The sequence below is a fragment of the Glutamicibacter sp. M10 genome, from assembly GCF_025452055.1.
Lineage (GTDB): Bacteria > Actinomycetota > Actinomycetes > Actinomycetales > Micrococcaceae > Glutamicibacter.
On the sequence record NZ_CP104918.1, the window covers coordinates 2,435,468 to 2,461,341 of the forward strand.

Sequence of the window (25,874 nt, forward strand, 5' to 3'; positions counted from 1 at the left end):
TTAGGCACCCACCAGCGATTGACCACAAACGCGCAGTACCTGACCGTTGAGTCCAGCAGCAGAATCTGAACCCAAGAAACTGATCGCCTCGGCCACGTCCTGAGGCAAACCACCCTGCATCAGGGATGGAAGCACCATTCGTGCCACGGTGCGCGTACCAAGAGGAATCTTCGAAGTCATGTCCGTTTCGATGAAACCCGGTGCAACGGCTGCAATGGAGCCGCCGTTGGCTTCGAATAGTTTGGCGCTGGAACGCACCATGCCAATAACTCCGCCCTTAGATGCAGCGTAGTTGGACTGCCCACGATTTCCAGCAATGCCAGAAGTCGACGCCAACGAAACGATACGAAGGTTTGGCAACCCAGCGGCCAGGAACGCCTCATTCATACGCAACTGAGACGCGATGTTCACAGCGATGACCGAATCCCAACGCGCTGCGTCCATGTTGGCCAGCAGCTTGTCACGAGTGATGCCGGCGTTGTGGATCACCAGGTCCAATGAGCCGTGACGGCCGATGGCATGATCCATAATCTGCTGTGCAGCATCAGCGGCGGTGACATCAAGTTGAAGGGTAGTCGCTCCGATGGAGTTCGCCACCTTGGCCAAGGAATCCCCTGCTTGTGGCATATCAACCACTACAACCTGTGCACCGTCGCGGGCCAAGGTGCTAGCAATAGCCGCACCAATACCGCGTGCTGCACCGGTAACAACTGCGACCTTGCCGGCTAATGGCTTGGCGAAGTCTTCTGGAAGAACACCCTGTTCATTACGCACGGTCAGGAACTGACCATCCACGTAGGCGCTACGACCCGAGAGGAAGAAGCGAAGTGCTGCCAGCGCACTGGGGCTAACGATGCTGGTGGAATTTTCCAGCACAATACCGTTGGCGGTTGCTCCTGCACGCACTTCACGGCCAACCGAACGCATGGCACCGTCGATGCCCTGACGTACTGCGGCGAGAGCCGGTTCATCTTCTGCAAGCGCTGGACGGGAGAACGAGACAACACGTGCGCCGGGCAGCAGCTGGCGTAGGGCGCGACCTGCGGCAAGCATGTTTGGTGAAAGTTCTTCTGGATGCGCTGCCTCATCAAGCAACAACAACAGACCACCAAGTTTGGCGTCCCCTGCATCATGGCGACGCACATCAAGTCCCCAAGAGATCAGAACATCGCTGAGCTCTTGAGCACGAGCACTGGTACCCAGCACCAACAACGGGCCTGGTAGCAGTGGGCTATCAACGCTGTATCGGCGTAGGCGCGGTGGTCGTGGGAGGCCAAGGAGCTTGGCCAGCTTTTTGGTGGCTCCCGTGTTTACGAGTTCCATGTACTTATCAGCCATTAGCTACGTGCCTCCAAAATTGCTACTACGCCCTGTCCGCCTGCGGCACAGACAGAAATCAGTGCGCGTCCGGAACCCTTTTCGTGCAGCATCTTTGCGGTGCTGGAGATGATGCGACCGCCGGTAGCGGCAAATGGGTGTCCTGCTGCCAGCGATGAACCGTTAACGTTGAGCTTCGTTCGGTCGATAGCGCCCAGTGGCGCGTCTAGTCCGAGCTTCTCGCGGCAGAATTCTTCGTCTTCCCAGGCCTTGAGGGTCGAAAGGACGGTGCCCGCGAACGCCTCATGGATCTCGTAGAAATCGAAGTCCTGCAAGGTGAGGTTGTTGCGCTTGAGCATCCGAGCGGTGGCGTACGCAGGTGCCATCAGTAGACCTTCGGCGCCATGAACGAAGTCCACAGCAGCTGCTTCAAAGTCCACAAAGTTGGCAAGCATCGGTAGGTCATGGCTCAGCGCGTAGTCCTCGCTGCCAAGAAGAACAGCCGATGCACCATCGGTGAGCGGGGTTGAGTTGCCGGCGGTCATGGTTGCTTCGTCGCCAAGATTCTTGCCGAAGGCTGGCTTGAGCTTACCCAACTTTTCCATGCTGGAATCGGCGCGCATGTTGTTGTCTTTGGCAAGGCCGTTAAATGGCGTGACCAGGTCGTTGAAGAATCCGCGGTCGTAGGCGGCGGCCAGATTCTTGTGGCTGGCCAAAGCTAGTTCATCCTGAGCTTCGCGGGTGATGCCCCAGGCCTTGGTGGTCTGTGCCTGGTGATCGCCCATAGACAGTCCGGTACGCGGTTCGCCGGTACCTGGTGCGTTAGGTGCCAAGTGTGCAGGGCGAATTTTTGCAAGGGCAGCAAGCTTTGCCTTGGTGCTGCGTGCACGGGATAGCTCTAGCAGAATGCCACGCAGGGCTTCCGATACAGCAATTGGTGCGTCGGAAGTTGTGTCTACGCCACCACCAATTGCGGATTCAAGCTGACCAAGTTTGATCTTGTTTGCCAGGGAACCGATTGCTTCCATGCCGGTCGCGCAAGCCATCTGCACGTCGTAGGCAGGAGTTGCGTGGTCCAGGGAGGATCCGAGTACAGATTCGCGGATCAGGTTGAAGTCCTTGGAATGCTTTAGTACTGCGCCACCGCTGACGGCGCCGATGCGTTCACCCTGCAGTCCGAAGCGTGCAATCAGCCCTTCGAGTGCGGCGGTGAACATGTCTTGGTTTGATGCATTGACGTAGGCGGTGTTGGAACGGGCGAATGGGATACGGTTGCCACCGATGATCACGGCGTTGCGCGCAGACTGCTGGCTCATGTTCAAAAAGCTCCTACAAAGATTGTTGTGACACGTATTACTGTAACCAAGAGTACATGATACTCTGAGTTACGTGAACAAGATCACTGAAGTATTAGAAGGTGAAACAGACGGCCGGGCCGTCCGCTGGCAGGCGCATCGCACCGCTCGCCATGAGGAACTGCTTAAGTTAGCTCGTAAGGCCGTGCACAAGCTCGGCCCACAAGTTTCCATGGAAGACATTGCTAGCCACGCAAAGACCTCCAAGCCTGTCTATTACCGATACTTCGGTGACAAGGAAGGGCTACGCCAAGCGCTCAGCGCCAAGGTCATTAACGACTTCCGCGAAAGGGTTATCGCCGCAGCCCTGGCCAAGGACAAAGAACTCAGCTCCTTACACGCCATGGTTACTGCCTACCTTGAGCTGGCCACGAACAGCCCAAATCTGTATTACTTCGTCACAGGCGCACAGCGATCAGCGGATGATGAATCAGCCGGAGCACTCAACGACTTTTTCGATGAAGCCTCCTCTCTCATTAGCATTCGCCTGTTAAAGCTCTATGACGAAAAAGCCACCCCCGCTGCCTTGAGCCTTTGGCCCCGAGCAGCCTTGGGAATGGTTCGTGCAGCTGGAGAACAATGGCTTCGCCTACCCGCATCCGATTCAAAGCCGAGTCTCGAAGCGATGGCGCTCGAACTAACCAACTGGCTTGCCTACGGAATCACCTCAACTTCGGTAGAGATCAATGCCTAAAGATCGTAAAAACGAATTCACTGAATCATCAAGGAATGAAAGGTACGTCATGAGCGAGAACCGCATCAACGTCACTGCCCTGGCCGAACAGTTGCTTGGCCCCTACGCGGAAGTTCGCAAGGCTTCTCGCGCACGCGCCGCACGTCCAGATCTGCAGCGCGACCCATCATTGGCGATGGATGAGCACCGCGAACGCGTTCTGGGACAGTTGAGCTTGCTGGTTGAAGAAGAAGCTGTCCAGCGTGCCTTCCCGAAGAAGTTCGGTGGTTACGACGATCATGGTGGATCCATCGCTTCTTTCGAGGAGCTCGTGGCCGCAGACCCATCACTGCAGATCAAAGCCGGCGTCCAGTGGGGTCTTTTTGCTGGTGCCATACTTCACCTTGGTACCGAAGAGCACCACGCTAAGTGGCTCCCGGATGCAATGAACCTGCAGACGCCAGGCGCTTTCGCAATGACTGAAATTGGTCACGGCTCAGACGTGGCTGCAGTGGCCACCACCGCCACCTACGACGAAGCCACCGACGAATTTGTCATTCACACTCCGTTCAAGGCGGCGTGGAAAGAGTACCTTGGCAACGCAGCTTTGCATGGCAAGTCCGCAACCGTTTTCGCCCAATTGATCACCAAGGGCGTCAACCATGGCGTGCACTGCTTCTACGTTCCAATTCGCGACGAGCAGGGCAACTTCATGCCCGGCATTGGCGGCGAAGACGATGGACTCAAGGGCGGCTTGAACGGTATCGACAACGGACGCCTGCACTTCAGCAACGTACGAGTCCCCCGCACCAACCTGCTCAACCGGTACGGCAATGTCGACGCAGATGGAACCTACTCCTCCTCGATCTCTTCGCCGGGCCGCCGATTCTTCACCATGCTCGGCACCCTGGTCCAGGGCCGTGTTTCATTGGACGGCGCAGCGACCAGCGCATCGAAGATTGCTCTGCAGATCGCTGTCACCTACGGCAACCAGCGCCGTCAGTTCAATTCGACCTCTGATACCGAAGAGACCACGTTGCTTGATTATCAGCGTCATCAGCGCCGATTGATTACTCGCATCGCACGAACCTACGCCTCATCCTTTGCTCACGATGGTCTGTTGGACAAGTTTGATGCTGTCTTCTCCGGCCGCGCAGACAGCGATGATGATCGCCAAGATCTAGAAACGTTGGCGGCAGCGCTGAAGCCATTGAGCACTTGGGACGCGCTGGATACGCTTCAAGAGAGCCGCGAAGCTTGCGGTGGCGCAGGCTTTATCGCAAAGAACCGTTTCACCCAGCTCTACCAAGACCTAGACGTCTACGTCACTTTTGAAGGTGACAACAACGTGTTGCTTCAGTTGGTTGGCAAGCGTCTGCTGACCGACTACGCTTCGGAGTTCCGCAAGCTTGATAACGGTGCCATGGCGTTGTTCGCTGCTCGACAGGTTGGTACTACCGCACTGTACCGTTCTGGTCTACGCAAGGTTGGCCAAGCATTTGCGGATGCCTCTGACGAGCGTAAGAGCGCTAACTTCTTCAAGGATGCTGACAACCAGCGTGCGCTACTCACCGAACGCATCAATGCCAAGGTTGCTGAAGTAGCTAATGCGTTGCGTGCGGCTGGTAAGGACAAGGCCAAGGGTGCAGCAGCATTCAACGAGAATCAGGATCTGCTCATTTCTGCGGCACGAGATCACGGTGAGCTCTTGCGTTGGGAAGCATTCACAGCTGCACTGGCAAAGATCGAGGATCCAGCAACCCTAGAGGTCGTGACCTGGTTGCGCGATGTATTTGCGCTGACCTTGATCGAAGAGGATTTGGGCTGGTATTTGGCCAACGGACACCTGTCGATGCAGCGTGCACGCACCCTTCCCGGCTACCTCAACCGGTTGCTCGCCCGCCTACGTCCACACGCTCAGGACTTGGTGGATGCTTTCGGCTACACCCAAGACCACCTGCGTGCCGACATCTCCTCCGGTGGAGAAGCGCAGCGTCAAGACGAGGCGATGGAGTACTTCCGAGCTTTACGCGCCAGCGACAATGCTCCGATCAGTGAGAAGTCGCTAAAGAAGGCTTCTGTCTAAAGACAATAATGTGGCGTCCACACTCAAAATGAGTGTGGACGCCACATTTGTTTAAGCGATCTTCGCTGTTTAGGAAAGCCGTTGGGCCAGGGCAACAATTAGCCCCTCGGGTCCCCTGATGTAGGCCATCTTCCAGACACCCTCATATTCACCGAGACCGCCAATCAATGTATAGTCTTGTGCATCTAGCTCGGATATCACGGCCACGATGTCATCAACTTCAAAGGCAAGAGATCTCAGGCCTAGTTCATTAGCCATAGCGTACGGTTGTCCCGGGCCATGCTCCGGTTTCTCGAAGCTGGAAAGCTCAATACCTACCTCGCTGTCGGGGGCCTTGAGCATCAAGATATTCGTACGCGAATTGGGCACTCCGCTGACGGTTTCAAGAAATTCGCCTTCCAGTCCATCGGCTCGTCCTTCAATGCTCAGGCCTAGGCTCACAAAGAACTTAGCGACTTCATCGATATCCGCGACGGTGATACCAATGTGATCAAACCTCACGATGCGTGCCACGATAGAAAACCTTCCAATGCTCTGATTGCTAACAGCTGCTCATCTGGCTCCAGGCTAGAGGTAAAGGCTATCTAGCGGGAAGCTCCTTAAGAACCTGAGCTACTCTTTCTCGTTGTTCAGAGTTTAGCCCTTGAACTGGTAGCGGAAGGCAATTGTGGTTCACCAGTTTGAGGTGTTCGGCGATGGCTGCAGTTACCCTCAGGCTGCCACCGAATTCAGCAAACAGTTCCCATATTGGATTCAGCTGACCCGAAAGTTGCAGGGCCACTTCATCATCCTGAGATTGCGCTGCTCGTGTAATGGCAAGCGCCGGTTCCGGAAGCGTTCCGCCTATGACGCAGTACCACGCGTCGCAGCCAGCAATCAGCCCAGCAGCTCCAAATCCATCACCGGAGACCCCGATGCTCACGTGCTCCGGAATCACCTTTCGGACCGCAGACACATGGGCTTTCGCAGCGACAGGGTCGGTGGGCACCCCTGGAATCTTGATTGATGCGATCCCCGGTAGTGCAGCTATGCGCGCATAGAGTTCGATACTGAACTCGAAGTGAGTTGTGCCGGGATTGTCGTAAACAACCACAGGTAACTCACTGTGCTCCGTGGCAGCTCGGAACAGGTCAAATACCTCATCGTCACTCAGCTTTTGATAGCCCACTGGCGCCAAAAGTACGCCGGCGGCACCAGCGGCTTTTGCGTCATCGATGTGTTCAAGTACGTGGGCCGTCCGTATCGCACCGACGCCTACAAGCACAGGAACGTTGCCGGCATGTTCGACTGCTAAGCGCGCTACGCGAGCGCGTTCTTCACGGCTCAGATACATATAGGATCCGGTGGATCCTAGCGCGGTAATCGAGTCAACGCCGGCCTTGTTCAATCGTTGAATCAGCTTCGTGAATGATCCTTCATCCACTCGTTCATCCTTCATCGGGGTAAGTGGGAATGCGCTCAGACCGGTGAACAGTTTCAATGTGACTCCAATAGTTGGCTAGTGAATTTATCATGACAGACGAAGGTGCAAAATACGTCTAACGCACCTAGCGTCGAAGGAACGTAGATTTAGGATCAGAGTTTCTGGTGCGGACTGCCAGCAACGCGCACGCAATGACTGCGAGTCCTCCGGAGAGGGTTTTCCAACCGATATGTTCGCCCAGTAATAGAGCAGCCCAGCCCATCGTCATGACTGGTTGAGCCAATTGAACCTGGCTGACCGTCGACATTGGCCCAATAGCCAGACCGCGGTACCAGGCCACAAATCCGAGGAACATGCTTACAATGCCCAGATAGGCAAAGGAACCCCAACTCGAAATTCCACCGGCAGGAATACTGTTGCTCAAACTGATGGCGGTCAGGGTAACCATCATGGGGCAGGCGAGCACCAAGGCCCACGAAATTGTTTGCCATGATCCTAGTTCTCTGGAGAGCAGTCCGCCTTCTGCGTAGCCGATGGCACAAACGATCACCGCGATAATGAGCAGAATATCTGCGCTTTGTAGGCCGGCTATTCCTCCTCCATTAATGGCGGCGAACACGACTGCAACGACGGCACCAAGTCCCGCGGCCAGCCAGAAAGGCAATCTAGGTCGTTCCTTGGTTCGCAGTACCGATGCAACAGCTGTTGCTGCTGGGAGAATTGCGGTGACAACAGCACCATGGCTGGCCGGGACCGAGGTTAATGCAAACGACGTCAACAGAGGAAAACCTGCGACTACGCCCAGGGCTACAACACTCAGTCTGGCCCACTGTGTGCGGTTCGGAGGCCTTTGCCCAGTGAGTAAAAGTGCCGCCGTGGCCAAAATTGCGGCAATAACAGCTCGGCCAGATCCGACAAACAAGGGATCCATGCCTCCGTCCGAAACAGCGATTCGGGTGAATGGGACGGTGAGCGAGAAGGCGCAGACGCCAGCTATGCCCCAGATCAAACCCGCTGAGGTCCCCAGTAGCGGTTGAGGCGTTTTCAGAGTAGCGGTACTATTGTCTTTCATGATTAACAGTAGCAGTGAACGGCTTGTCTCGAAACTGCGTGAGTGGATTTCCACTGCACCAACCGGCGCCCAGCTTCCCTCCACCCGCCAACTTGTTGCGGACTACGAGCTAAGCCCGGTGACGGTTCAAAAAGCCTTACGCACTCTCATCACTCAAGGGCTGATTGAGTCACGCCCGGGTATTGGAACCTTCGTGCGCTCTATCCCGGTACCCCGACCAAACGACTACGGATGGCAGACCGCAGCATTGGGCGCTACGCGCAATCATTTGCCTCAGGTACATCCGAGCCAACGGGTGTTGCCCAATGATGTCATCGCTCTTCACTCGGGTTATCCAGACCGTGAATTGTTGCCCCAGAGATTAGTGAAGTCGGCCTTCGCGCGAGTAGCACGCACCGAGTCGGTACTGCTGCGTACCGAGCCGGCAGGTCTTCCCGAGCTACAAGCATGGTTCGCTTCCGAACTAAACGAACACCTGCTTCCCGGACTGAGCGCGCCCACTGCCAGAGATGTTGTCATTTTGCCTGGAAGCCAAAGCGGACTGGGCTCTATCTTCCGTGCGTTGGTCGGTGAGGGCGAACCAATGCTCATCGAATCCCCCACCTACTGGGGCGCCATTATGGCTGCAGCACAAGTCGGTGTGAGCTTGGTGCCGGTCCCAACTGGGCCTAACGGGCCAGACACCGACGAACTGGATCGTGCCTTGGAGCGCACTGGGGCACGGGCTTTTTACGCTCACCCGAATTTTGCAAACCCCACAGGGGCACAGTGGTCCCCTTTGGTGTCCGAACGTGTTTTAGAGATTGTTAAAGCTCGTGGCGCTTTTCTGATCGAAGATGATTGGGCCAAGGACTTCGGGATTTCCACCGAGTCTTCGCCCATGGCCGCCCGCGATGACACGGGGCACGTGGTTTATCTGCGTTCTCTGACCAAGAGTGTCTCCCCGGCGGTGCGCGTGGCCGGGCTGATCGCTCGCGGTCCGGCACGTGATCGGATTTTGGCAGATAACCAGGCACAGTCAATGTACGTCAGTGGCCCGTTGCAGGCGGTGGCCTTGGATGTTGTTACCCAGCCGGGGTGGGGCACGCACCTGCGTTCATTGCGCCAGCAGTTGACCAATAGACGAGATCAACTGATCAACGCGCTCCACCGGCACGTCCCCGAAGCTCACCTGCAGTCCGTTCCGCCTGGCGGATTAAACCTTTGGGTGCAGTTACCCGATGGCACCAACTTGCGGCAGTTGGAACAAGACTGCGAAACGCGCAAGTTGGCCATTGCTGCGGGTGGAAGCTGGTTCCCTGCCGAAGAATCTGGACAATTTTTGCGTCTCAACTATTCGGGGCCAAATCCTGGCGCCTTTGATGAAGGCGCCAGAATTCTCGGCGAAGCCCTGCGTAGTCAGTACGGCTAAGCCAGCCCGTCGACCTCAACCAGCCCGCGACGGGTAGGCACCGGAGCCACGTGGGTGCCGTTGGCGGCCACGCGCTGCACCGAGAGCAAACGCAAGCCCTGGCCTTGGGCGGTCTGCAAGATCCACGGGCCAACCATCAAGTACTCGTGATCGTTCTGCGCTTCAGTAACGACGCCGGTGACAACAAAATCGCCATAAGGGTTCTGGCTGAAGGAGGCAACAACCAAGTCTCCGTGGGAAAGCTGGGCGACCTCGATATCTTCTGGCGCAAAGTCGCCTTCAAAAATGGCGGGGAAAGCGCGAACGTCCTTATCTGGCTGACGCTGCATCACTTCTGCACCGTCAGTGTCCTTGGCTTTTTCTTGGCAGCGGCAGCGTTGAGCCCGCCTACCATCACGTCGTCAAGAACCGTTGCGTGCGCGGCACCTGTAATCAGGAAGTTGCCGAATCGAGTGGTTTTGTAGAGTACGGAAAGGACGTCGCCGGCCTCAACGTCACCAAACGCGGCTTTCATACCGGCTACATCGCGCTTGCTTGGGCCTTTGATGAAAGCGTCCACTGGTTTTCTCCGATCGTGCAGGAATAAGGTTCTGCGCTTAAGCCTAGGTCAGTTCCTAGTCTGCACGAAACGAGAGACACCAAATTGGAACTAGCCTCGCATCGCTTGATCAAACCAGCCGGTGATGCTGGCCGGATGGGTGATAGCAGTGCCGACAACCACCGCAAAAGCACCGGCATCAAGTGCTGATTTAGCTTGTGCTGGAGTGTGGATCCGTCCCTCAGCGATCAGTGGACGGCCCAATTGCGCCCCGGCGATCTGCGCCAACAGTTCTAGATCTGGGCCTTCGGTCTTTTCTCGTTCGCCGGTGTAGCCGGCCAGTGTGGTTCCGATCAGATCGGCCCCGGCCTCGGCCGCCTCCAATGCATCATTTAGTGAGCCGCAGTCAGCCATCACCAAGGCACCGGTACGTTCATGCACCGCGGTAATCGTTTCAGTAAGTGATTTTCCGTCCGGACGCTCACGCGACGTGCCATCCAAGGCAACAATATGCGCTCCTGCGTTTGCCACAGCCAATGCGTGGTGGATGGTGGGAGTGATAAATACGCCTTCGTGTCCATCCTTGAACAGACCAATCACCGGGACTTCAACGGCTGAGCGGGTGAACTGAATATCAGCTATGCCTTGAACTCGCACCGCCGCGGCACCACCGATGACCGCTGAGGCAGCCACCTGCGCCATGATCTGTGGATTACGCGTCGGCTCCCCCGGATATGCCTGAGCCGAGACGATCAATGATCCACGTAGTTTTTCTAGGTCCGTCGCTGATAACAACAACTTTTACTCCTCTAACTTTCTGTCCAGAACAGGCTTGCTGCTCCGATAAGTGCTGCGTCAGTTCCGAGTTTGGCGACGCTCAGTTCGGTGCCGCTGACAAGATTGATGGCGCTAGCCGCGAAGCCTGCGCGCAGCCCATCCCACCAGATGTCGCCGGCTCCGGCCATGCCACCGGCAATGATGATCCTTTGCGGATCAAGAACGTTGGCCAGAGAACCAGTGGCGCTTCCGGCCGCTAATCCCCCGATGTACAAGGCTTTATGTGCCTGTTGATCTCCGGAGTTGGCCAGCGTGGTCACTGCTTTAGTGTCACCAACGTCAGGGTTGTTGGCCAAGCGCTAATAGTGCCGATAGATTCCTGGTCCTGCAGCGATTGCTTCAACATGGCCAAACCGACCACAAGAACATTCAAGTCCCGCGGCGTAGGGCGAATCGATATGACCCATGTGGCCAGCTACGTGATGGAATCCGCTGACTAATTGCCCTGAGGTGAAAAACGCACCACCGATGCCGGTGCCAACGGCCAGCAGCATGACCGAGTCGGCTCCTTGGCCTGCGCCGAATCGAGCTTCGCCTAAACCGTGCGCATGGACGTCGTTGACGGCGCGCACTTCTAGCCCGGTAGCGTCACCCAGAGCGGCCGACAGATCTGTTCCAGCCCAGCCTAGAATCGTATCGGTTGCCGAAACCACCTTCGCAGTGTGTGGATCGATGACCCCGGCGGATCCAATACCTAGTCCAACAGGCACGCTGTCACAGTGCGACTGCCGTTGAGCAACTACTGAATCCATGGCCTCAATTATTGCCGTAGATCCAGCTTGCGCTGGGGTGGGAAGTTGGGCACGAAAGCCAGTACTGCCATCGGGGTGGACTACGGCACCGGCGATTTTTGTGCCGCCTACATCTAAGGCCAGCACTGCGCCGGTGCCGCTGTGTTTTTCTTGCACTGGTTTTGAACCTACTTGACAGCCACGGCCAGCAGGCCGGTTTCGGCAAGGATCTCGCGGATCTTCGCCGCTTCACTTTCGTCCAGGTTCACCATTGGTGCGCTCATCGCATTGGAGGAGATGACACCCAGTTCTACCAATGCGGTCTTGAACGCGCCCAGCCCGGCTGCGCCAGGAGAGACTCGTGATGCATCCGGGGTGTAAACGATGTCAAAGACTCGTGCGAGGCGATCCTGTTCGGCGGCAGCTTCAGCCCACGAACCCGCCTGGGCAAGATCAAAGAGGCGACGGTAACCGGCCGGGTCGACGTTTCCAAGGCCAGGGGCAACGCCGTGTGCCCCACCCAAGAGTGCGCCATCCACAACAACTTCGTGTCCGGTGAAGACCGAGAACCCCTGGACATGCTTGGTGGCCAGGATCAGCTGGCGGAAGGATACGTCGTCGCCTGAGGAGTCCTTAACACCAACGATGGCACCGGATTCAGCAAGACGAATTGCCACATCCAATGGCAGCTTGTGGTGCGTACGAACTGGCACGTCGTAGGCGAAGATAACGACCTTCAGCGCTTCGTGAATTGCGGTGAAGTGAGCTTCGATTTCTGAACCGTTAGCGATGGCGTAGAACGGTGTGGTCACTACCAAGGCGTCGGCGCCCAAAGCGATGAGTCGGGAGCCTTCGTCGATTACGCGAGCGGTGGTCTGTTCGCTGGCACCAACCAGTACCGGAATTCGTCCTGCATTGGTGGCAACGATCTGGCGCAATACGCTATCGCGTTCACTATTGGTCAGGTATGGGACTTCGCCCGAGGAGCCAAGCACAAACAGCCCGCTGACTCCACCCTTGATGAGGTGCTCAACTACGGCGTCCAGGCCAACAGTGTCAATGCTTCCGTCGGCAGTGCGTGGGGTAACTACCGGTGGGATGACGCCGGTGTATTTTGGATTATTCTGATAAGCCACGGAAATCGGATCTTTCTTCTGAAGCCTGCGTTAGGCAGGCTATGGATTTTAGTGTTCCAGCAGGGCCGGAGCGGCACCCAGCAAAGTGCGGGTGTAGTCATTGGTTGGTGAATCGAAAACTTGCGCAGCGTCGCCGCGTTCAACGATTTCTCCGGAATTCATCACGCAAATTACGTCGGAGACGTAGCGGACAGTTTGAATGTCGTGAGAAATGAAAACCATGGCCAAGTTCAGCTGGGTTTTCAGATCTGTTAGCAAATTCAGTACCTGAGCACGCACCGAAACATCTAGTGCGCTGGTAGGTTCGTCAGCCACGATAACGTCCGGTTCCAAGGCCAAGGCTCGTGCGATAGCTACACGTTGGCGCTGGCCTCCAGAGACCTGACTAGGTAGCGCAGAGGCAGCCGAGGCAGGCAGGCCTACCACGTTCAGCAGCTCCAACGCCTTGGCTTGGCGGGATTTGTCATTGCCGATTCCATGTACGCGCAGTGGATCGGTGAGCGTATCCATAATGGACATGCGCGGATTCAACGCGGTGGCGGGATCTTGGAAGACCACGCCTACCGAACGGCCAAAGGCCTTTCGTCCGGCCGCGTTGCGCTTTGCCACCACTTCACCGTTGAACAGCACCTTGCCCCTGGTTGGTTCTTGCAGCCCAACTAGTACGGAGGCCAAAGTGGACTTCCCACAGCCGGATTCGCCCACGATGCCCACGGTCTGTCCGCGGTGCACCGTAAAGTTCACACCGTTCACGGCCTTCACCAAACGCGGGCTGAAAAGTTTTCCGCCACGAATCTTGTGGTGCACGTGAATGTCTTGCAGTTCGATGACTGGAACTTGACTCATTTCGCTGCTCCTACTTCTTTCACTATGGCTCGCCCATCGGTGTTCGCTTCCCGCAGCCACCGGCACAAAGGACAAGTGACGGGATGGATCCGCGTCTTCACGTAGGGATCGCTCCGCAAAGCGGTCGCCGTCAGCAAAGTCGTACGGGCTTGGCACGGTCCCAGGAATCTGGTGCAGGCGCTCGGACTGCGATTCAATGGACAGTACCGCTCCAAGCAAACCGCGAGTGTATTCGTGGTGCGGGTCTTTGAGTACATCGCTAATCGGACCGGATTCAACTACCTGTCCGGCGTACATGACAGTCACGCGGTGCGCCAGCGAAGCGACGAGGGCCAAGTCGTGTGAAACGAAGACCATAGCGAAGCCCAATTGCTCACGTAGCTCGTTGAGCAGTTCCACAACCTGCTTCTGAACGGTGACGTCCAGTGCGGTGGTCGGTTCGTCGCATACCACCAGTTTCGGGCTGCGCGAGAGTGCCATAGCGATCAAGACGCGCTGACGCTGACCGCCGGAGAGCTCGTGAGGGTAGGAACGCAGGGTGCGCTTGGCATCAAGCTTGACCAGGTTCAGCAGTTCTTCTGGGCTCTTGCGTCCGCCACGCTTGGTCAGCTGTCGCAGCTGGTCACCAACAAGCATGGATGGGTTCAAGCTAGAGAGGGCATCTTGGTAGACCATGGCGATTTGTTCACCACGAAGGCCCTTGTAGACCTTGTCATCGCCAGCCAGGGTCCCACCATCGATGGTGGCGGGAAGCAGTTCTTTGCCGTCGAAGGTGATTGAACCGCTCAGCTTTGCACTCTTACCGAGCAGACCCATGATAGCCAGCGAGGTAATGGACTTGCCACAGCCTGATTCGCCAACCAACGCCATGGTTTCGCCTTCGCGTACCGAGAAGGAGACGTTCTGCACGATTGGTGTATCCCCATAACGTTCGGGGAAGCGAATGGACAGATTCGAAACTTCCAAGATGGTGCGTGGGACCCCGTTGGAGGTGTCTAGAACCAAACGATCATTGCGCTTGGCTTCGGCTACCGAGAGCAGATCCAATTCAGTCCGCAGGCGTTCGCTGGCAGCACCGTCCATGGTTGGGCGGGCTTTTTGAACTGCCGGTTGATCCGACTTCGGCTTTGCCCCTGAACGCTTGGAGTTCACCAGAGCATCGGTCATGCCTTCAGCCAGAATGTTCAGCGCCAAAACCGTCAACAAGATCACCAGACCGGCAAAGGTGGTAGCCCACCAGGCACCGTTGAGTACCAGGTTGCGACCCTAAGAGATCACATTGCCCCAGCTTGGTGCCGGGTCCTAGATGCCCGCGCCAAGGAAGGACAGCGAAGCTTCCAGGATGATCGCGTCGGCAACCATCACGGTGGCAAAAACAAGTACCGGTGCCGCACAGTTACGCAATACGTGCTTGCCGAGGATGAAGAATCGTCCAGCACCAATCACTCGTTCTGCGCGAACATAGTCTTCGCCCCATTGGGCCAATACGTTCGCTCGAACAACACGGGCGATCTGTGGGGTGTAAATGATGGCGATAGACAAGATGATCACCGGCAGAGTATTTCCCAGTGATGCCAGCAGTGCAGCGGCACGGGCGATGCCCGGGAATGCCATGACCATGTCCATGATGCGCATGATGGTTTCATTAGCCCACTTAGCGCTTGTTGCAGCCAGCGCTCCGAGCAGTCCACCAAGGACCAGCGCCAAGGCCACGGAGCCCAAGCCGACAATCAAGGATGCTTGGGCACCGTAGAGCAAGCGCGAGTATATATCTCGGCCGAGTCGGTCGGTTCCGAAGAAGTGTTCTGCACCCGGCTTTTGGGCTGGAATGCCGGTATCTAGCGGATCATGCGGAGCAATCAGCGGTGCAAAGACCGCCAAGACTGCAATGATCAGCAAGAAGGCCAGAGCTATTTTTGAGCCAATTGGCAGCGCTTTGAAGCGTGCGCCGCCGCTGGAGAGTCGAGTGACCAGGTTGTTGCGTGGAGCCCATGATGGTCATCGCTACACCGTCCTAATACGTGGGTTGATCAGCAAGTAGAGCAGGTCAACGATGGTGTTGACCAGAACGAAGGTCAGCGCAATGGTCAGGGTGACTCCCTGAACTAGGCTGGTGTCCTTGTTGGTAATGCCGTTCATGATCAGCTGCCCCATACCCGGAAGCGAGAAGATCATTTCAATGACTACTGCACCGCCCAGCAGGTAGCCGATTCGCAGGCCTAGAACGGTTACCGGGGTGACCAATGCATTGCGTAGCACGCTGCAGGAGATCACTTCACCCCGAGGCACACCGTTACCAATGGCGGTTCGCACATAATCGCGGTCAAGTTCTTCGACCATCGAGGTACGAACCACGCGGGTCAGGGATGCGGAAACGGGGATTGCCAAGGCCAAGGCCGGCAGGATCATGTGCATGAACCAGGTGCCCAAACCGGAGCCGGCGGCAGCCGCACCACCGGATGGAAGCAGCGGGTTTTTACCCAGTGCGAACCACTGGATTAACAGGATGCCAAGCCAGAATGATGGGGTGGCGATGGCTGCAATGGAGAAAATTCGGACTACTTGATCCGGCCAGCGGTCACGGTATAGAGCTCCGAGCAAACCGAATGCCAGCGAGATAATCACGGCAATGATCACACCGAGAAAAGTTAGCTGCAAGGTCAGCGGGAAGGCCTTTGCGATCATTGCTGATACGGACTGGGCCGGCGGCGTGGTGACACCAAAATCAAAACGGATCAGTTGTCCGATGAATTTGAAATACTGGATGATCAACGAGTCATTCAGGCCCCGCTCTTCGCGGTAGGCCTCTTTGGCCGCCTCTGATGCGCTGTCGCCCAAGGCGTTGGTGGCTTCATCGCCTGGGGCAAGCTTCATGATGATGAAGACCAAGGCTGAGATGCCTAGGATCATCACCGGCAGTGCAGCAAGGCGACGTAATAGCAGGTTGAGGAAATTCCCCATGAAATAACTCCGTTGGTTATCGAAGCGTGCAGTTCAATGTGCCAGTAGTTTCCGGTCCGCACCACGATGATTCGGGGTGCGGACCGGAGCTATGGGCCAGCTAGGCTTTTCGGTTGACGCCGACGAACGAGATGCCGGTCGTAGGCAATGGTTGGAAGCCTTCCAGCGCATTTTCGTCCCAAGCCGAAGGCAACTGACGGTGAAGGATTGGGTACAGGGGAACCTGATCGGCAACAATATTGATTGCCTTGCCCCACGCTTCCATGGCCTTATTGTTGTCTTCGGTCTTGATAGCCGCGTCAAGCTGCTTTTGCAGTTCCTTGTACTCCGCGGTGTCGCTCCAGCGGAAGCGAGCCTTTGGCCAGACTTCGCCTCGGTAGAACCAGCTCAACAAGAGGTCCAGGTCGTTGCCGAAGACCGAAGGGTCACCAGGGGCCGCGACAACACTGAACTTTCCGCTATCAACGTTGTCGGTATACAACGCACCGGACTGCAGGTTTTTCATCGTGACCTTGACGCCCGGAATCTTGTTCCAAGATTCGAGGATCAGCGGGGCAATGTCTTTGACCCACGAGGTGTCGGTGGTGAGTAGCTCAAATTCGAGCTTGTCCACACCAGCTTCCTTAAGCAGTTTGGCTGCTTTTTCTGCATCATGGGAGTACACGGTGGAAGCCTTGATGTACCGTGGGTGGCTTTCTTGCATGTATGAACTTGCCGGCTTCGCTTTGCCCAACAATGCGGTGTTAATGATTGACTCGGTGTCCAAGGCGTAGTGCAGTGCCTGGCGTACCTTCGGATCGTTGAACGGCTTCTTGGAGCAGTTGAACATCAAGAACAAGAGGCCGAAGGAATCCGCGGTCTTCACAGTGACCTTGGAAGCCAGACGGTCCATATCTAGGTATGGAACATCTTCAATAGCCTGGACACGGCCAGATTCCATTGCGGTGACGCGAGCGGCAGCATCCGAGAGCAGGTACCAGGTCATGCCACTAGCGGTAGCTGCGTACTTGCCGTTGTAACCGTCAAACTTCTCAAAGACAATCTTGTCGTCTTTGGTGGCCGAGACGAACTTGTACGGACCACTGCCCACAGGCGCAGCATCGAAGGCTGCCTGATCCTTAGAAGCAACAGACTTAGGAACAACCTTGACCACCGAGATGCGCGTGGCAAAGAGTGGGAAGGCATAGTTCAGCTTGAACGTCACTGCCGTCTTGCCCTTAGCCTTGACCGACTTGATGAAAGGGATGAACTGAGCAAAGAGCGACGCGTTCTTGGTATCCAGCACGCGTTCGAATGAGTAGACAACGTCTTCAATAGTGACCGGGTCACCATTATGGAACTTCGCACCCTCGCGCAGTTCCACTTCCCAAGTAGTGTCGTCAACTTGCTTTGGGCCGGCTGCAGCCAAGGCGAGGAATGGCTCGCGAGTGGCCGGGTGAAGATCAACTAGACCCTCAAAGATGTGCATGTTGGCCGCAAATGGAGTTGCGCCCGAAGATGTCATCGGATCAAAGCCGGTGGAAAGTGCGTACGACATGCCGGCTTCAATAGTTCCGGTGCCGGCGCCAGTGCCGCCTCCGGTACTAGTGGAAACCGAGGAACAAGCCTACAAGCTGGCAGAAAATGCTGCCGCAGCGCCGACCATTCCGGTGAATCGAAAAAATCTCGACGTGCAAAGGGCTTATTGGCTACTTCTTTTAGCGCCATCGGTGCCAACTCCAAGGTCAAAAGTGCATGTTGTAGGACGTAGGATGTCCCATCTATGGTTTAGACTGTAGTGCGAGACACACCCTATGGTCAACTACTTCACAATTTTTAAATTAGCACCCAAGGACAACGGAGGATCCATTGAGCACTCCACCTGTACGCCGGCCAGATGCACGCGCCCGACTACGCACCCTGACCAACGACATCACAACTCTGATCCTTGATCGCGGCTTGTTGCCCGGCGACCCGATGCCGACAGAACAAGAACTGATGGCTGAGCTTGGCGTAGGACGCAACTCGCTGCGCGAGGCGGTCAAGGTTCTCCAAGCACTAGGCATTGTTGATACCCGCCATGGGTTTGGCATGTTTGTAGCCAAGGAAAACCTCAACGCATTGCAGGAGTCCCTAGCCTTCCGTGGACAGCTTTCTCTCCGGCATCACGGGCACGAAGCCAACGAACTGGTGGACGTGCGCCAAGCACTAGAAACGGGACTGATCGGATTGGCCATTCAGTCGGTGACCAAAGAGCATTTGCAGGCACTAGAGCAGGTAGTCACCGAGATGGAAGCTCACGCCGAACGCGATGAGACCTTTGTTGAACAAGACAAGGCTTTTCACCGCATCCTCTTTGAACCGCTAGAAAATCAGCTTTTGACCAATCTCCTCGGAGTGTTTTGGGACGTCTATCGGACCATCTACGATGCCATCGATACCGACACGGAAATCACCCAGCCAGCCAAGACGGCACAGGATCACCGAGATATCCTCGACGCCGTTCGCAGCCGTGACGTGGGTACTGCCCGGTCATTGATTTCAGAACACTTCAACGGGATCCGCGCCTTGCTGGCCAAACGCGCCTCTGAGTAAGAAGACCAAGCGAATTAGTAAACTCCGCAAGGTCTCAAACATTCATTTCACAGCTAAGCTGGGATGGTGGACACACTAGAACGCTACGCACCCAATGAAAATCTAAGACGCGACGAGGCGGCTTGGCGCGCTGAAAACATCACTTGGCACTTCGCTGAAGTTCAACTGGACTTAGGCAACGCGAGTGATCCTTCCGCGCTCAGTTTCACCTCGATTACTACCTTAAACTTCTCCTCAAAACGAGCCGATACCTTCCTCGACTTCATTCACGAGTCCGTTCAAGAAGTCCTGGTTAATGGAACGGCTATTGATCTTTCCAGCGCGGTACTCGATGCTCGTATCTACCTGGATACCTTGCGCACCGATGCGCCCAACACCGTGAGGATTACCGGTCAGGCACTGTACTCTCGCTCCGGCGAAGGATTACACCGCTTTGTTGATCCCCAAGACGGGGAAACCTACCTCTATACCCAATTTGAGCCTTCGGAGGCTCGGCGGGTTTTCGCCTGCTTCGAACAGCCAGATCTGAAAACCAGTTTCCGCTTCACCCTCACCGGCCCCTCGGCATGGCATTTGGCTAGCAATCAGCCAATCGTTGACGAAGTGTTTAACGACGACGGCACCAAAACAGTGGCATGCTCCCCCACTCCACCGATCTCCAGCTACATCACTGCAGTGCTGGCTGGTCCGTACCATGTGGAACGTGCGGAGCATGTCCAAGAATTGCCCGACGGAGAAGAATTGGTTATCGAAATGGCAGCTACCTGCCGTGCCTCGTTAGCCGAACACTTTGATGGCCAAGAGATTCTAGAGCTGACCAGCCGCGGACTGGATTACTATCATGAGCTGTTTGCTTACCCTTACCCGTGGGGCAAGTACGACTCGGCGTTCGTGCCTGAATACAACCTCGGCGCCATGGAGAACCCTGGCTTGGTGACGTTCACTGAAAGCTACGTTTTCACTTCGCACGCTACCGAGGCTCAATACGAGCAGCGCGGCAACACCATCATGCATGAGATGGCGCATATGTGGTTTGGCGACCTGGTCACCATGAAGTGGTGGGACGACTTGTGGCTCAAGGAGTCATTTGCTGATTACATTGGCACCCTGGCCAATGACGAAGCCACCGACTTCACCACCGCTTGGACCACCTTCGCGGCCCGCCGCAAGGCGTGGGCCTACGTGGCCGATCAGATGCCAACGACGCACCCAATCGTTGCGGACATCCCTGACCTTCTGGCTGCCGACCAGAACTTCGATGGCATTACTTATGCCAAGGGAGCCAGCGTCCTCAAACAGCTCGCGGCCTTTGTCGGCGCAGAAGCTTTCCGCGATGCAGCACGTTCCTACTTCCGTAAGCATGCCTACGCAAATACTTCGCTTGAAGATTTCCTTCAGGCCCTTGAATCTGCCAGTGGTCGCGATATGCGCCAGTGGGCCGACGCATGGTTAAAGACCAGCGGAGTACCAAAGCTCAAGATCAGTTACAGCACCGATGAGCAAGGCTTCATTTCAGCGGCTCAGTTAGAGCAATTTGGCACAGATCCCATTTCCGGTCAGCGGATCATCCGTCCGCATGTGCTCAGCGTTGGCGCGTACGAACTTCGTGAAGGCAAACTGGTACGTACCGATTCTGTCCCGGTAGAACTCACAGGCCAGGCCGTGGCCCTTGATTTCCTGGTGGGCCGAAAAGTTCCTGATCTGCTATTGCCCAACGATGGTGACGAGACCTACGCGCTCATCGAATTTGATGCTGCTTCTCGTTCCACTTTGCTCAATAACCTTTCGGGCCTGACCGACTCGCTTCCGCGAGCAACCTGCTGGGCTTCACTATGGGACGCAGTGCGCTCGGCGACCTTGGACGCACAGAGCTACGCCAAGGCCATTTTGGCTCACGCACATACGGTTACCGATGCCGGTGTATTCACCGTGCTGACCAACCAGTTGGTTGATTCCATCAGCAAGTACGTTGCTCCTGAATTGCGCGTCGAGCTTCGAAGTGAAGCCGTTGAGGTACTCACTGGTTGGCTCGCCATCTTTGAACCGGGCAGCGATCAGCAGACGACCACCGCGCGAATCTTGACCCGGCTCGCGCGATCCGGAGTTGCCAACGAGGTTATTGATGCGTTCCTGGGCGAACAGCCTAACCGTCTGCAGGTAACTGTCGATGAGCAGCTGCTCTGGAACTCGTACGTTGCTCTGGCAGCATCGGGTCGGCTGGATGCATCAGCTGAAGCCCAAATGCATGCCGTGGCCAAAGCGAACCCAACAAGTATTGCGCACAACGCGGTACGTACGGCACTAGCTGCGCGACCAGACGCACAGGTGAAGGAATCTGCCTTCGATACCGTACTCATGGCTCGCGACGAGAAGTCAGAACTGTCCAATGACGCTCTCTCCGCCACAGCCTTGGGATTCTCGCTGGGTTCGGCTTCTCTGCTGGCCCCATTCGAGTCTCGTTTCTGGGCAGCTATCTTGCCCGTCTTTGAAACGATGAGCATGGAATTCGCAACCCGAGTGATCGAGGGCCTGTTCCCTGGACATCAGGACTTGGATGGCTCGGTAGAACAGAATCAGGCATTAGCCTGCGCCACAAAATGGCTAGAAGATAATGCTCAAGCTCCTACAGCACTGAAGCGAATCCTTTTGGAAGAGCGTGCTGAGTTGGAACGCTCGCTGAATGCTCAGGCGTTCAGTCGCACCAGCCGGTAGGTCCACAACACAGGAGCCCGGACTCTTGGATGATTATTTCATCCGAGGGTCCGGGCTCCTTGTCTGCCTGTACCAATACGGTTATGGAACGCGGGCAGTCCACTGCTCGGTATCAAATTTGGTCTCGGCCAGCTTCTTGGCTGCAGCGCGAGTTTCCTCGTCAAGTTGCGCAGGCTTGGCACCAGTTCGCTTTGCGAAGGTATCCATCATGACCTTGATGATTTCCAAACGGTCCAGCTCTGTTTGGGACTTCAAGGGATCTACTCGCTTTACCGCTGACGTAATCCCCTTGTCCGAAATTTTCTCACGGCCAATGCGCAGCACCTGAGTCATCTTTTCAGCATCAATGTCATAGCTCATCGTGACGTGATGCAGCATAGCGCCGTTGGCCAATCGCTTTTGAGCGGCACCGCCGATTTTCCCGGTCTGGGTGGCAATGTCATTCAGAGGCTTGTAGTGAGCTTTAAGTCCAATGCTCTCCAACGCTTCCATCACCCAAGCATCCAGGTACGGGTATGAATCGGCAAAGCTCATGCCGTCAACTAGGGACTCTGGGGCGTAAAGCGAGTAGGTGATGCAGTTGCCCGCTTCCATGAACATCGCACCGCCACCGGAAATGCGGCGCACAACCTTGATGCCATAGTTTTGTGCTTGTTCCATATCCACTTCGTTTTTCAGTGACTGGAAGGAGCCGATAACTACTGCGCCTTCGTTCCAGTCCCAGAAGCGAATGGTTGGTTTACGCACACCTTGAGCGATTTGCCGGGTGAGGACTTCGTCGAGAGCTACTTGTTCAGCAATCGGGATGATCTCTGGACCCAGCACTTCCCACTGGTGGTCTTCCCATTTGGTTGCGTGGCCGAGAGCTCGACGAACCACTCGCGCCACGGCATCTGCATCAAATCCGAACATGACTGCGCCGGTCCGCAGGTTCTTGGTGACTGCATCCCTAATGGTGCTGTGGCTGGCGTCTGTTGGCAGGCCCAGCACCGCTGCATTGAGGTCTTCTAACGCTTCATCAGGTTCTAAGAAGAAGTCACCGTTGAGTGAAACGTCGGTGATCTTTCCATCTTTGCTATCGAGATCTACAACGACTAATTTGCCACCGACAACCTTGTATTCACCATGATGCATCATGCCACTAGTCTATCCCTGACCACCGCTTTCCACAGCGCACGAGCGTGCAGATCACAGAATCAGCGAATCCTGAATTAAGGGCTGAAAATCGTCGCGTTAAAGCAAAACGACGTGCTTCCAAAAATGGAAGCACGTCGCATAAAGCTTGCGAGGGGCGAAGTATTACTTCTTGCCGCCGAAGCCCTTGAAGCGGGCGTTGAAGCGCTCGACACGACCAGCGGTGTCCATGATGCGCTGCTTACCGGTGTAGAACGGGTGCGAAGCAGCCGAGATTTCAACGTCAATCACTGGGTAAGTGTTGCCGTCTTCCCACTCGATGGTCTTGTCCGAAGTTGCGGTCGAACGGGTCAAGATCTTTTCGCCGGATGCCAGGTCGTTGAAAACCACAGCGGCGTACTTTGGATGGATATCAGCTTTCATAGCTATACACCTTTATGTTAATTGGCCACTGGATTTTGCCAGCAGCTACCTACTCGGAAATTTAGTCATATGCAGCAGAGATCATTGAAGAACTCGAAACACACAGACATTACATCCTATCGCACTATTTCACCTATGGAGAACCCTGTTAGCGTGGTGCGGAGCACAGATGCCAGAACGCAATAGCGCTAGCCGCACCCACGTTCAACGAATCAACTTCGCGATGCATCGGAATGATGACTGTGCGGTCAGCCAAAGCTAACGCTTCTTGCGTCACTCCCCTGCCTTCATTGCCCAAGATCATCGCAATTTTTTCGCCCGGTTTAATACGGACATCATTCAGTGCCACGGCATCATCGGTCAGTTCCATCGCAAGTAGTTCGTAGTCATGAGACTTGAGCTTTTGAATATCGGTGGGCCAGTTGTCCAACCGAACCCACGGAAGATCAAATACGGTGCCCATAGAAACGCGTGCGCTTCGGCGATACCAAGGATCAACACATTTAGGTGTCAGCAGCACAGCATCGATACCGAGTCCGGACGCGGACCGAATGATCGCGCCCAAGTTGGTGTGGTCTGCGATGTCTTCAAGAATCGCGATTCGCGAACTTGATTCGAGAACCTGATCCAAGTCGAGCGGTTCAGGGCGATTCATTGATGCCATTGCACCGCGATGCAGATGGAATCCAACCAGGTCTTCTAGTTGCTTGTCATGTCCGATGAAGATCGGGGCGGACGGGAACTTATTAAACTCTTCGGTCAACTGGCCCAAATGCTTTTCGGCCAACAGGAAGCTACGTGGAACATGGCCAGCATTAATAGCGCGCTGAACTACCTTGGTGCTTTCAGCTATATACAGTCCATTTTCAACGTCCGTTCGCATCCTCAGATGCGCTTCGGAGAGTCTCAAATATTCATCTAAACGGGGATCTTCTAGATCTGCAACGTGCAAGATGCGTTCAGGATTCACAATCTCGTTCATGGCTCTACAGCAACTTAATGATCATGTTGGTCAGGGCCATCAATCCCAGAACCACGATGAGTCCGCGTAGCCAACCAGGCGAAAGCTTGCGTCCAATCTTGGCGCCGATAAAGCCACCGATCAGTGATCCGACCGCAATCAACAAGACGATGAGCCAGTTGATGCGCTCGGGGGCGATCAGCAGATACATCACGGCGGCCATGAGGTTAACGATCAGCGAAAGAATTACCTTGATCGCGTTGGACTGTTGCAACGATGCGTGCAGGAATACCCCAAAGACCGCCATCAGCAGAACGCCCTGTGCCGCCGTGAAGTAGCCACCGTAAACGCCGATAACGAAGACCAAGATATACAAGATCATCGGTATTTTGGCACGGTCTGCCGCATCAGGATCCGAGCCACCTCGGGCCGCTTGGCGGGACTTGGCCCACGTAGCCAGTCGAGGCTGGAAGATCACCAAGACCAGTGCACAAATGAGCAGCACCGGAGCGACGACCCCGAAAACGCTTTCAGGAAGGTTGAGCAGAAGTAACGAACCGATCAGACCACCAACAAGTGAGACGGGAATCAGCTTGAGCAGTGTTTTCTTGACGCTTGCCGCTTCTCGGCGGTAGCCCCAAGCTCCGGAGAACCCTCCGGCGACTAGACCCATTGCGTTGGATACAACCGCATTGACCGGCGCAGTACCCAAGGCAACAAGAATAGGGAAAGTAACCAGAGTGCCGGAACCAACAACGGTATTGATGGTTCCGGCCCAGAGACCACCTATAAAGATCAGGGCTTCACGCCAAAATTCAACCACGCGGAGTGATCCCCTTTAGATAGTTCTCTTAGATCTTGGCAAAAGCCGAGAATCGTCCACCTTCGCGGCGAAGGGACAGCTTGAGACCGTACGTCGCTTCAAGGTTTTCTTCGGTAAGGGTGGACTCAAGTTCGCCAGCGGCAACAACTTCGCCTTCACGCATCATCATGATGTGCGTAAATCCGGCAGGAACTTCTTCAAGGTGGTGGGTCACGAGAACCAACGCAGGTGCGTCTTCGTCGGCTGCCAATTCGGCCATTTGCGCGACGAGTTCTTCTCGTCCTGCAAGGTCCAGTCCAGCTGCAGGCTCATCCAGAATCATCAGTTCCGGGTCAGTCATCAATGCGCGAGCAATCAATACACGCTTACGCTCACCCTCGGAGAGTTTGCCAAAAGGCTGATTCATGAAAGTGGACATACCCCACTGGTGTAGCAACTGGAAAGCACGACGCTCATCAAGCTTTTCGTACTGTTCACGCCAACGCCCGGTAGTACCGTAGGCAGCAGTCACCACAACGTTCAGTGCAGTCTCACTGGCTGGAATAGAATTCGCCACCAAGGCAGAGCTCAAGCCGATCAGGGGCGCAGATCAAATACTGAAACCCGGCCTAGTCGTTCGCCGAGAATGTCGGCAGTTCCACGGGTAGGGTGCAACCGAGCGGCCGCAATATTCATGAGGGTCGATTTGCCGGCGCCGTTAGCACCGAGCACGATCCATCGTTGTCCTTCTTTAACTTCCCAGGACACGTCCTTGAGCAGTTCTTTTCGCCCGCGTACTACGCTGACATCTTTGAAAGTTAGCACTTCGCTCATGGTATTCAAGACTAGACTTTTCGGTGCTAATTCACTAATTGAATCACC

General features: G+C 55.7%; 22 protein-coding genes and 2 pseudogenes. 5 read left to right on the top strand and 19 right to left on the bottom strand.

Features of this window, described 5'->3' with window-relative positions; translation table 11 throughout:
• Together N6V40_RS12010 and N6V40_RS12015 are read right to left on the bottom strand one after the other, a co-directional pair.
• Positions 1–1,338, bottom strand: a complete 1,338-nt coding sequence (locus N6V40_RS12010; RefSeq protein ID WP_131088165.1) for a 3-oxoacyl-ACP reductase — start codon at positions 1,336–1,338, stop codon at positions 1–3.
• A complete protein-coding gene (locus tag N6V40_RS12015) occupies positions 1,338–2,633 on the bottom strand; it encodes an acetyl-CoA C-acetyltransferase (protein WP_131088164.1) in 1,296 nt (431 codons plus the stop codon). The genes N6V40_RS12010 and N6V40_RS12015 overlap by 1 nt, the downstream gene beginning before the upstream one ends.
• A 73-nt stretch (positions 2,634–2,706) precedes the next feature.
• On the opposite strand from N6V40_RS12015, the gene N6V40_RS12020 reads away from it, so the two are divergent.
• Together N6V40_RS12020 and N6V40_RS12025 are read left to right on the top strand one after the other, a co-directional pair.
• Positions 2,707–3,366, top strand: a complete 660-nt coding sequence (locus tag N6V40_RS12020; RefSeq protein WP_131088163.1) for a TetR/AcrR family transcriptional regulator — start codon at positions 2,707–2,709, stop codon at positions 3,364–3,366.
• 49 nt (positions 3,367–3,415) lie between these two features.
• A complete protein-coding gene (locus N6V40_RS12025) occupies positions 3,416–5,431 on the top strand; it encodes an acyl-CoA dehydrogenase family protein (protein ID WP_131088162.1) in 2,016 nt (671 codons plus the stop codon).
• A 69-nt stretch (positions 5,432–5,500) separates the two neighbouring features.
• Here the strand turns inward: N6V40_RS12025 and N6V40_RS12030 are convergent, their stop codons facing one another.
• The 3 genes from N6V40_RS12030 to N6V40_RS12040 all read right to left on the bottom strand — a co-directional run bounded on the left by N6V40_RS12030 (position 5,501) and on the right by N6V40_RS12040 (position 7,926).
• Positions 5,501–5,944, bottom strand: coding sequence for a VOC family protein (locus N6V40_RS12030; protein ID WP_131088161.1), 444 nt, complete (start codon positions 5,942–5,944; stop codon positions 5,501–5,503).
• Between the two features lie 67 nt (positions 5,945–6,011).
• Positions 6,012–6,905: a dihydrodipicolinate synthase family protein gene (locus N6V40_RS12035; protein WP_207306500.1), complete on the bottom strand. Its 894-nt coding sequence runs from the start codon at positions 6,903–6,905 to the stop codon at positions 6,012–6,014.
• Positions 6,906–6,978: 73 nt separating this feature from the next.
• A complete protein-coding gene (locus tag N6V40_RS12040; protein ID WP_131088159.1) occupies positions 6,979–7,926 on the bottom strand; it encodes a DMT family transporter in 948 nt (315 codons plus the stop codon).
• Between N6V40_RS12040 and N6V40_RS12045 the strand changes: the two genes are divergently transcribed.
• Positions 7,925–9,337, top strand: a complete 1,413-nt coding sequence (locus N6V40_RS12045; RefSeq protein ID WP_131088158.1) for an aminotransferase-like domain-containing protein — start codon at positions 7,925–7,927, stop codon at positions 9,335–9,337. The genes N6V40_RS12040 and N6V40_RS12045 overlap by 2 nt on opposite strands.
• Here the strand turns inward: N6V40_RS12045 and N6V40_RS12050 are convergent.
• From N6V40_RS12050 to N6V40_RS12090, 9 genes and pseudogenes are all read right to left on the bottom strand, one after another.
• The gene (locus N6V40_RS12050; protein ID WP_262197810.1) at positions 9,334–9,666 is read right to left on the bottom strand and encodes a hypothetical protein; all 333 of its coding nucleotides are present in this window, start codon (positions 9,664–9,666) and stop codon (positions 9,334–9,336) included. The two genes, N6V40_RS12045 and N6V40_RS12050, sit on opposite strands and share 4 nt — an antisense overlap.
• The gene (locus N6V40_RS12055; protein WP_262197812.1) at positions 9,666–9,896 is read right to left on the bottom strand and encodes a hypothetical protein; all 231 of its coding nucleotides are present in this window, start codon (positions 9,894–9,896) and stop codon (positions 9,666–9,668) included. The genes N6V40_RS12050 and N6V40_RS12055 overlap by 1 nt, the downstream gene beginning before the upstream one ends.
• Before the next feature lie 90 nt (positions 9,897–9,986).
• Complete coding sequence (locus tag N6V40_RS12060; protein WP_262197813.1) at positions 9,987–10,673, bottom strand: N-acetylmannosamine-6-phosphate 2-epimerase; 687 nt, start codon at positions 10,671–10,673, stop codon at positions 9,987–9,989.
• A gap of 11 nt (positions 10,674–10,684) precedes the next feature.
• Positions 10,685–11,620, bottom strand: a pseudogene (locus tag N6V40_RS12065) (ROK family protein).
• Between the two features lie 11 nt (positions 11,621–11,631).
• Positions 11,632–12,579: a dihydrodipicolinate synthase family protein gene (locus N6V40_RS12070; RefSeq protein ID WP_262197814.1), complete on the bottom strand. Its 948-nt coding sequence runs from the start codon at positions 12,577–12,579 to the stop codon at positions 11,632–11,634.
• 48 nt (positions 12,580–12,627) lie between these two features.
• The gene (locus N6V40_RS17725) at positions 12,628–14,637 is read right to left on the bottom strand and encodes an ABC transporter ATP-binding protein (RefSeq protein ID WP_396267797.1); all 2,010 of its coding nucleotides are present in this window, start codon (positions 14,635–14,637) and stop codon (positions 12,628–12,630) included.
• A 90-nt stretch (positions 14,638–14,727) separates the two neighbouring features.
• Entirely contained in the window at positions 14,728–15,399 is a 672-nt protein-coding gene (locus tag N6V40_RS17730) for an ABC transporter permease (protein ID WP_396268656.1), read from the bottom strand.
• 30 nt (positions 15,400–15,429) lie between these two features.
• Positions 15,430–16,386, bottom strand: coding sequence for an ABC transporter permease (locus N6V40_RS12085; protein ID WP_131088153.1), 957 nt, complete (start codon positions 16,384–16,386; stop codon positions 15,430–15,432).
• 100 nt (positions 16,387–16,486) lie between these two features.
• Positions 16,487–17,923: an ABC transporter substrate-binding protein gene (locus N6V40_RS12090; protein WP_131088152.1), complete on the bottom strand. Its 1,437-nt coding sequence runs from the start codon at positions 17,921–17,923 to the stop codon at positions 16,487–16,489.
• A gap of 311 nt (positions 17,924–18,234) precedes the next feature.
• Between N6V40_RS12090 and N6V40_RS12095 the strand changes: the two genes are divergently transcribed.
• Both N6V40_RS12095 and pepN read left to right on the top strand, forming a co-directional pair.
• Positions 18,235–18,960 (top strand): FadR/GntR family transcriptional regulator, encoded by a 726-nt coding sequence (locus N6V40_RS12095; RefSeq protein ID WP_131088150.1) that lies wholly within the window; start codon positions 18,235–18,237, stop codon positions 18,958–18,960.
• Between the two features lie 63 nt (positions 18,961–19,023).
• Complete coding sequence (gene pepN, locus N6V40_RS12100; protein WP_262197816.1) at positions 19,024–21,672, top strand: aminopeptidase N; 2,649 nt, start codon at positions 19,024–19,026, stop codon at positions 21,670–21,672.
• Positions 21,673–21,753: 81 nt separating this feature from the next.
• Here the strand turns inward: pepN and N6V40_RS12105 are convergent, their stop codons facing one another.
• The 5 genes and pseudogenes from N6V40_RS12105 to N6V40_RS12125 form a co-directional block, all read right to left on the bottom strand.
• The gene (locus tag N6V40_RS12105; RefSeq protein ID WP_131088148.1) at positions 21,754–22,809 is read right to left on the bottom strand and encodes a lipoate-protein ligase LplAB; all 1,056 of its coding nucleotides are present in this window, start codon (positions 22,807–22,809) and stop codon (positions 21,754–21,756) included.
• A gap of 162 nt (positions 22,810–22,971) precedes the next feature.
• A complete protein-coding gene (locus N6V40_RS12110) occupies positions 22,972–23,229 on the bottom strand; it encodes a type B 50S ribosomal protein L31 (RefSeq protein WP_131088147.1) in 258 nt (85 codons plus the stop codon).
• A gap of 148 nt (positions 23,230–23,377) precedes the next feature.
• Positions 23,378–24,211: a TrmH family RNA methyltransferase gene (locus tag N6V40_RS12115; RefSeq protein WP_131088146.1), complete on the bottom strand. Its 834-nt coding sequence runs from the start codon at positions 24,209–24,211 to the stop codon at positions 23,378–23,380.
• Between the two features lie 4 nt (positions 24,212–24,215).
• A complete protein-coding gene (locus N6V40_RS12120; RefSeq protein ID WP_131088145.1) occupies positions 24,216–25,013 on the bottom strand; it encodes a sulfite exporter TauE/SafE family protein in 798 nt (265 codons plus the stop codon).
• A 28-nt stretch (positions 25,014–25,041) separates the two neighbouring features.
• A pseudogene (locus tag N6V40_RS12125) lies at positions 25,042–25,826 on the bottom strand (ABC transporter ATP-binding protein).
• Positions 25,827–25,874: the final 48 nt, after the last annotated feature.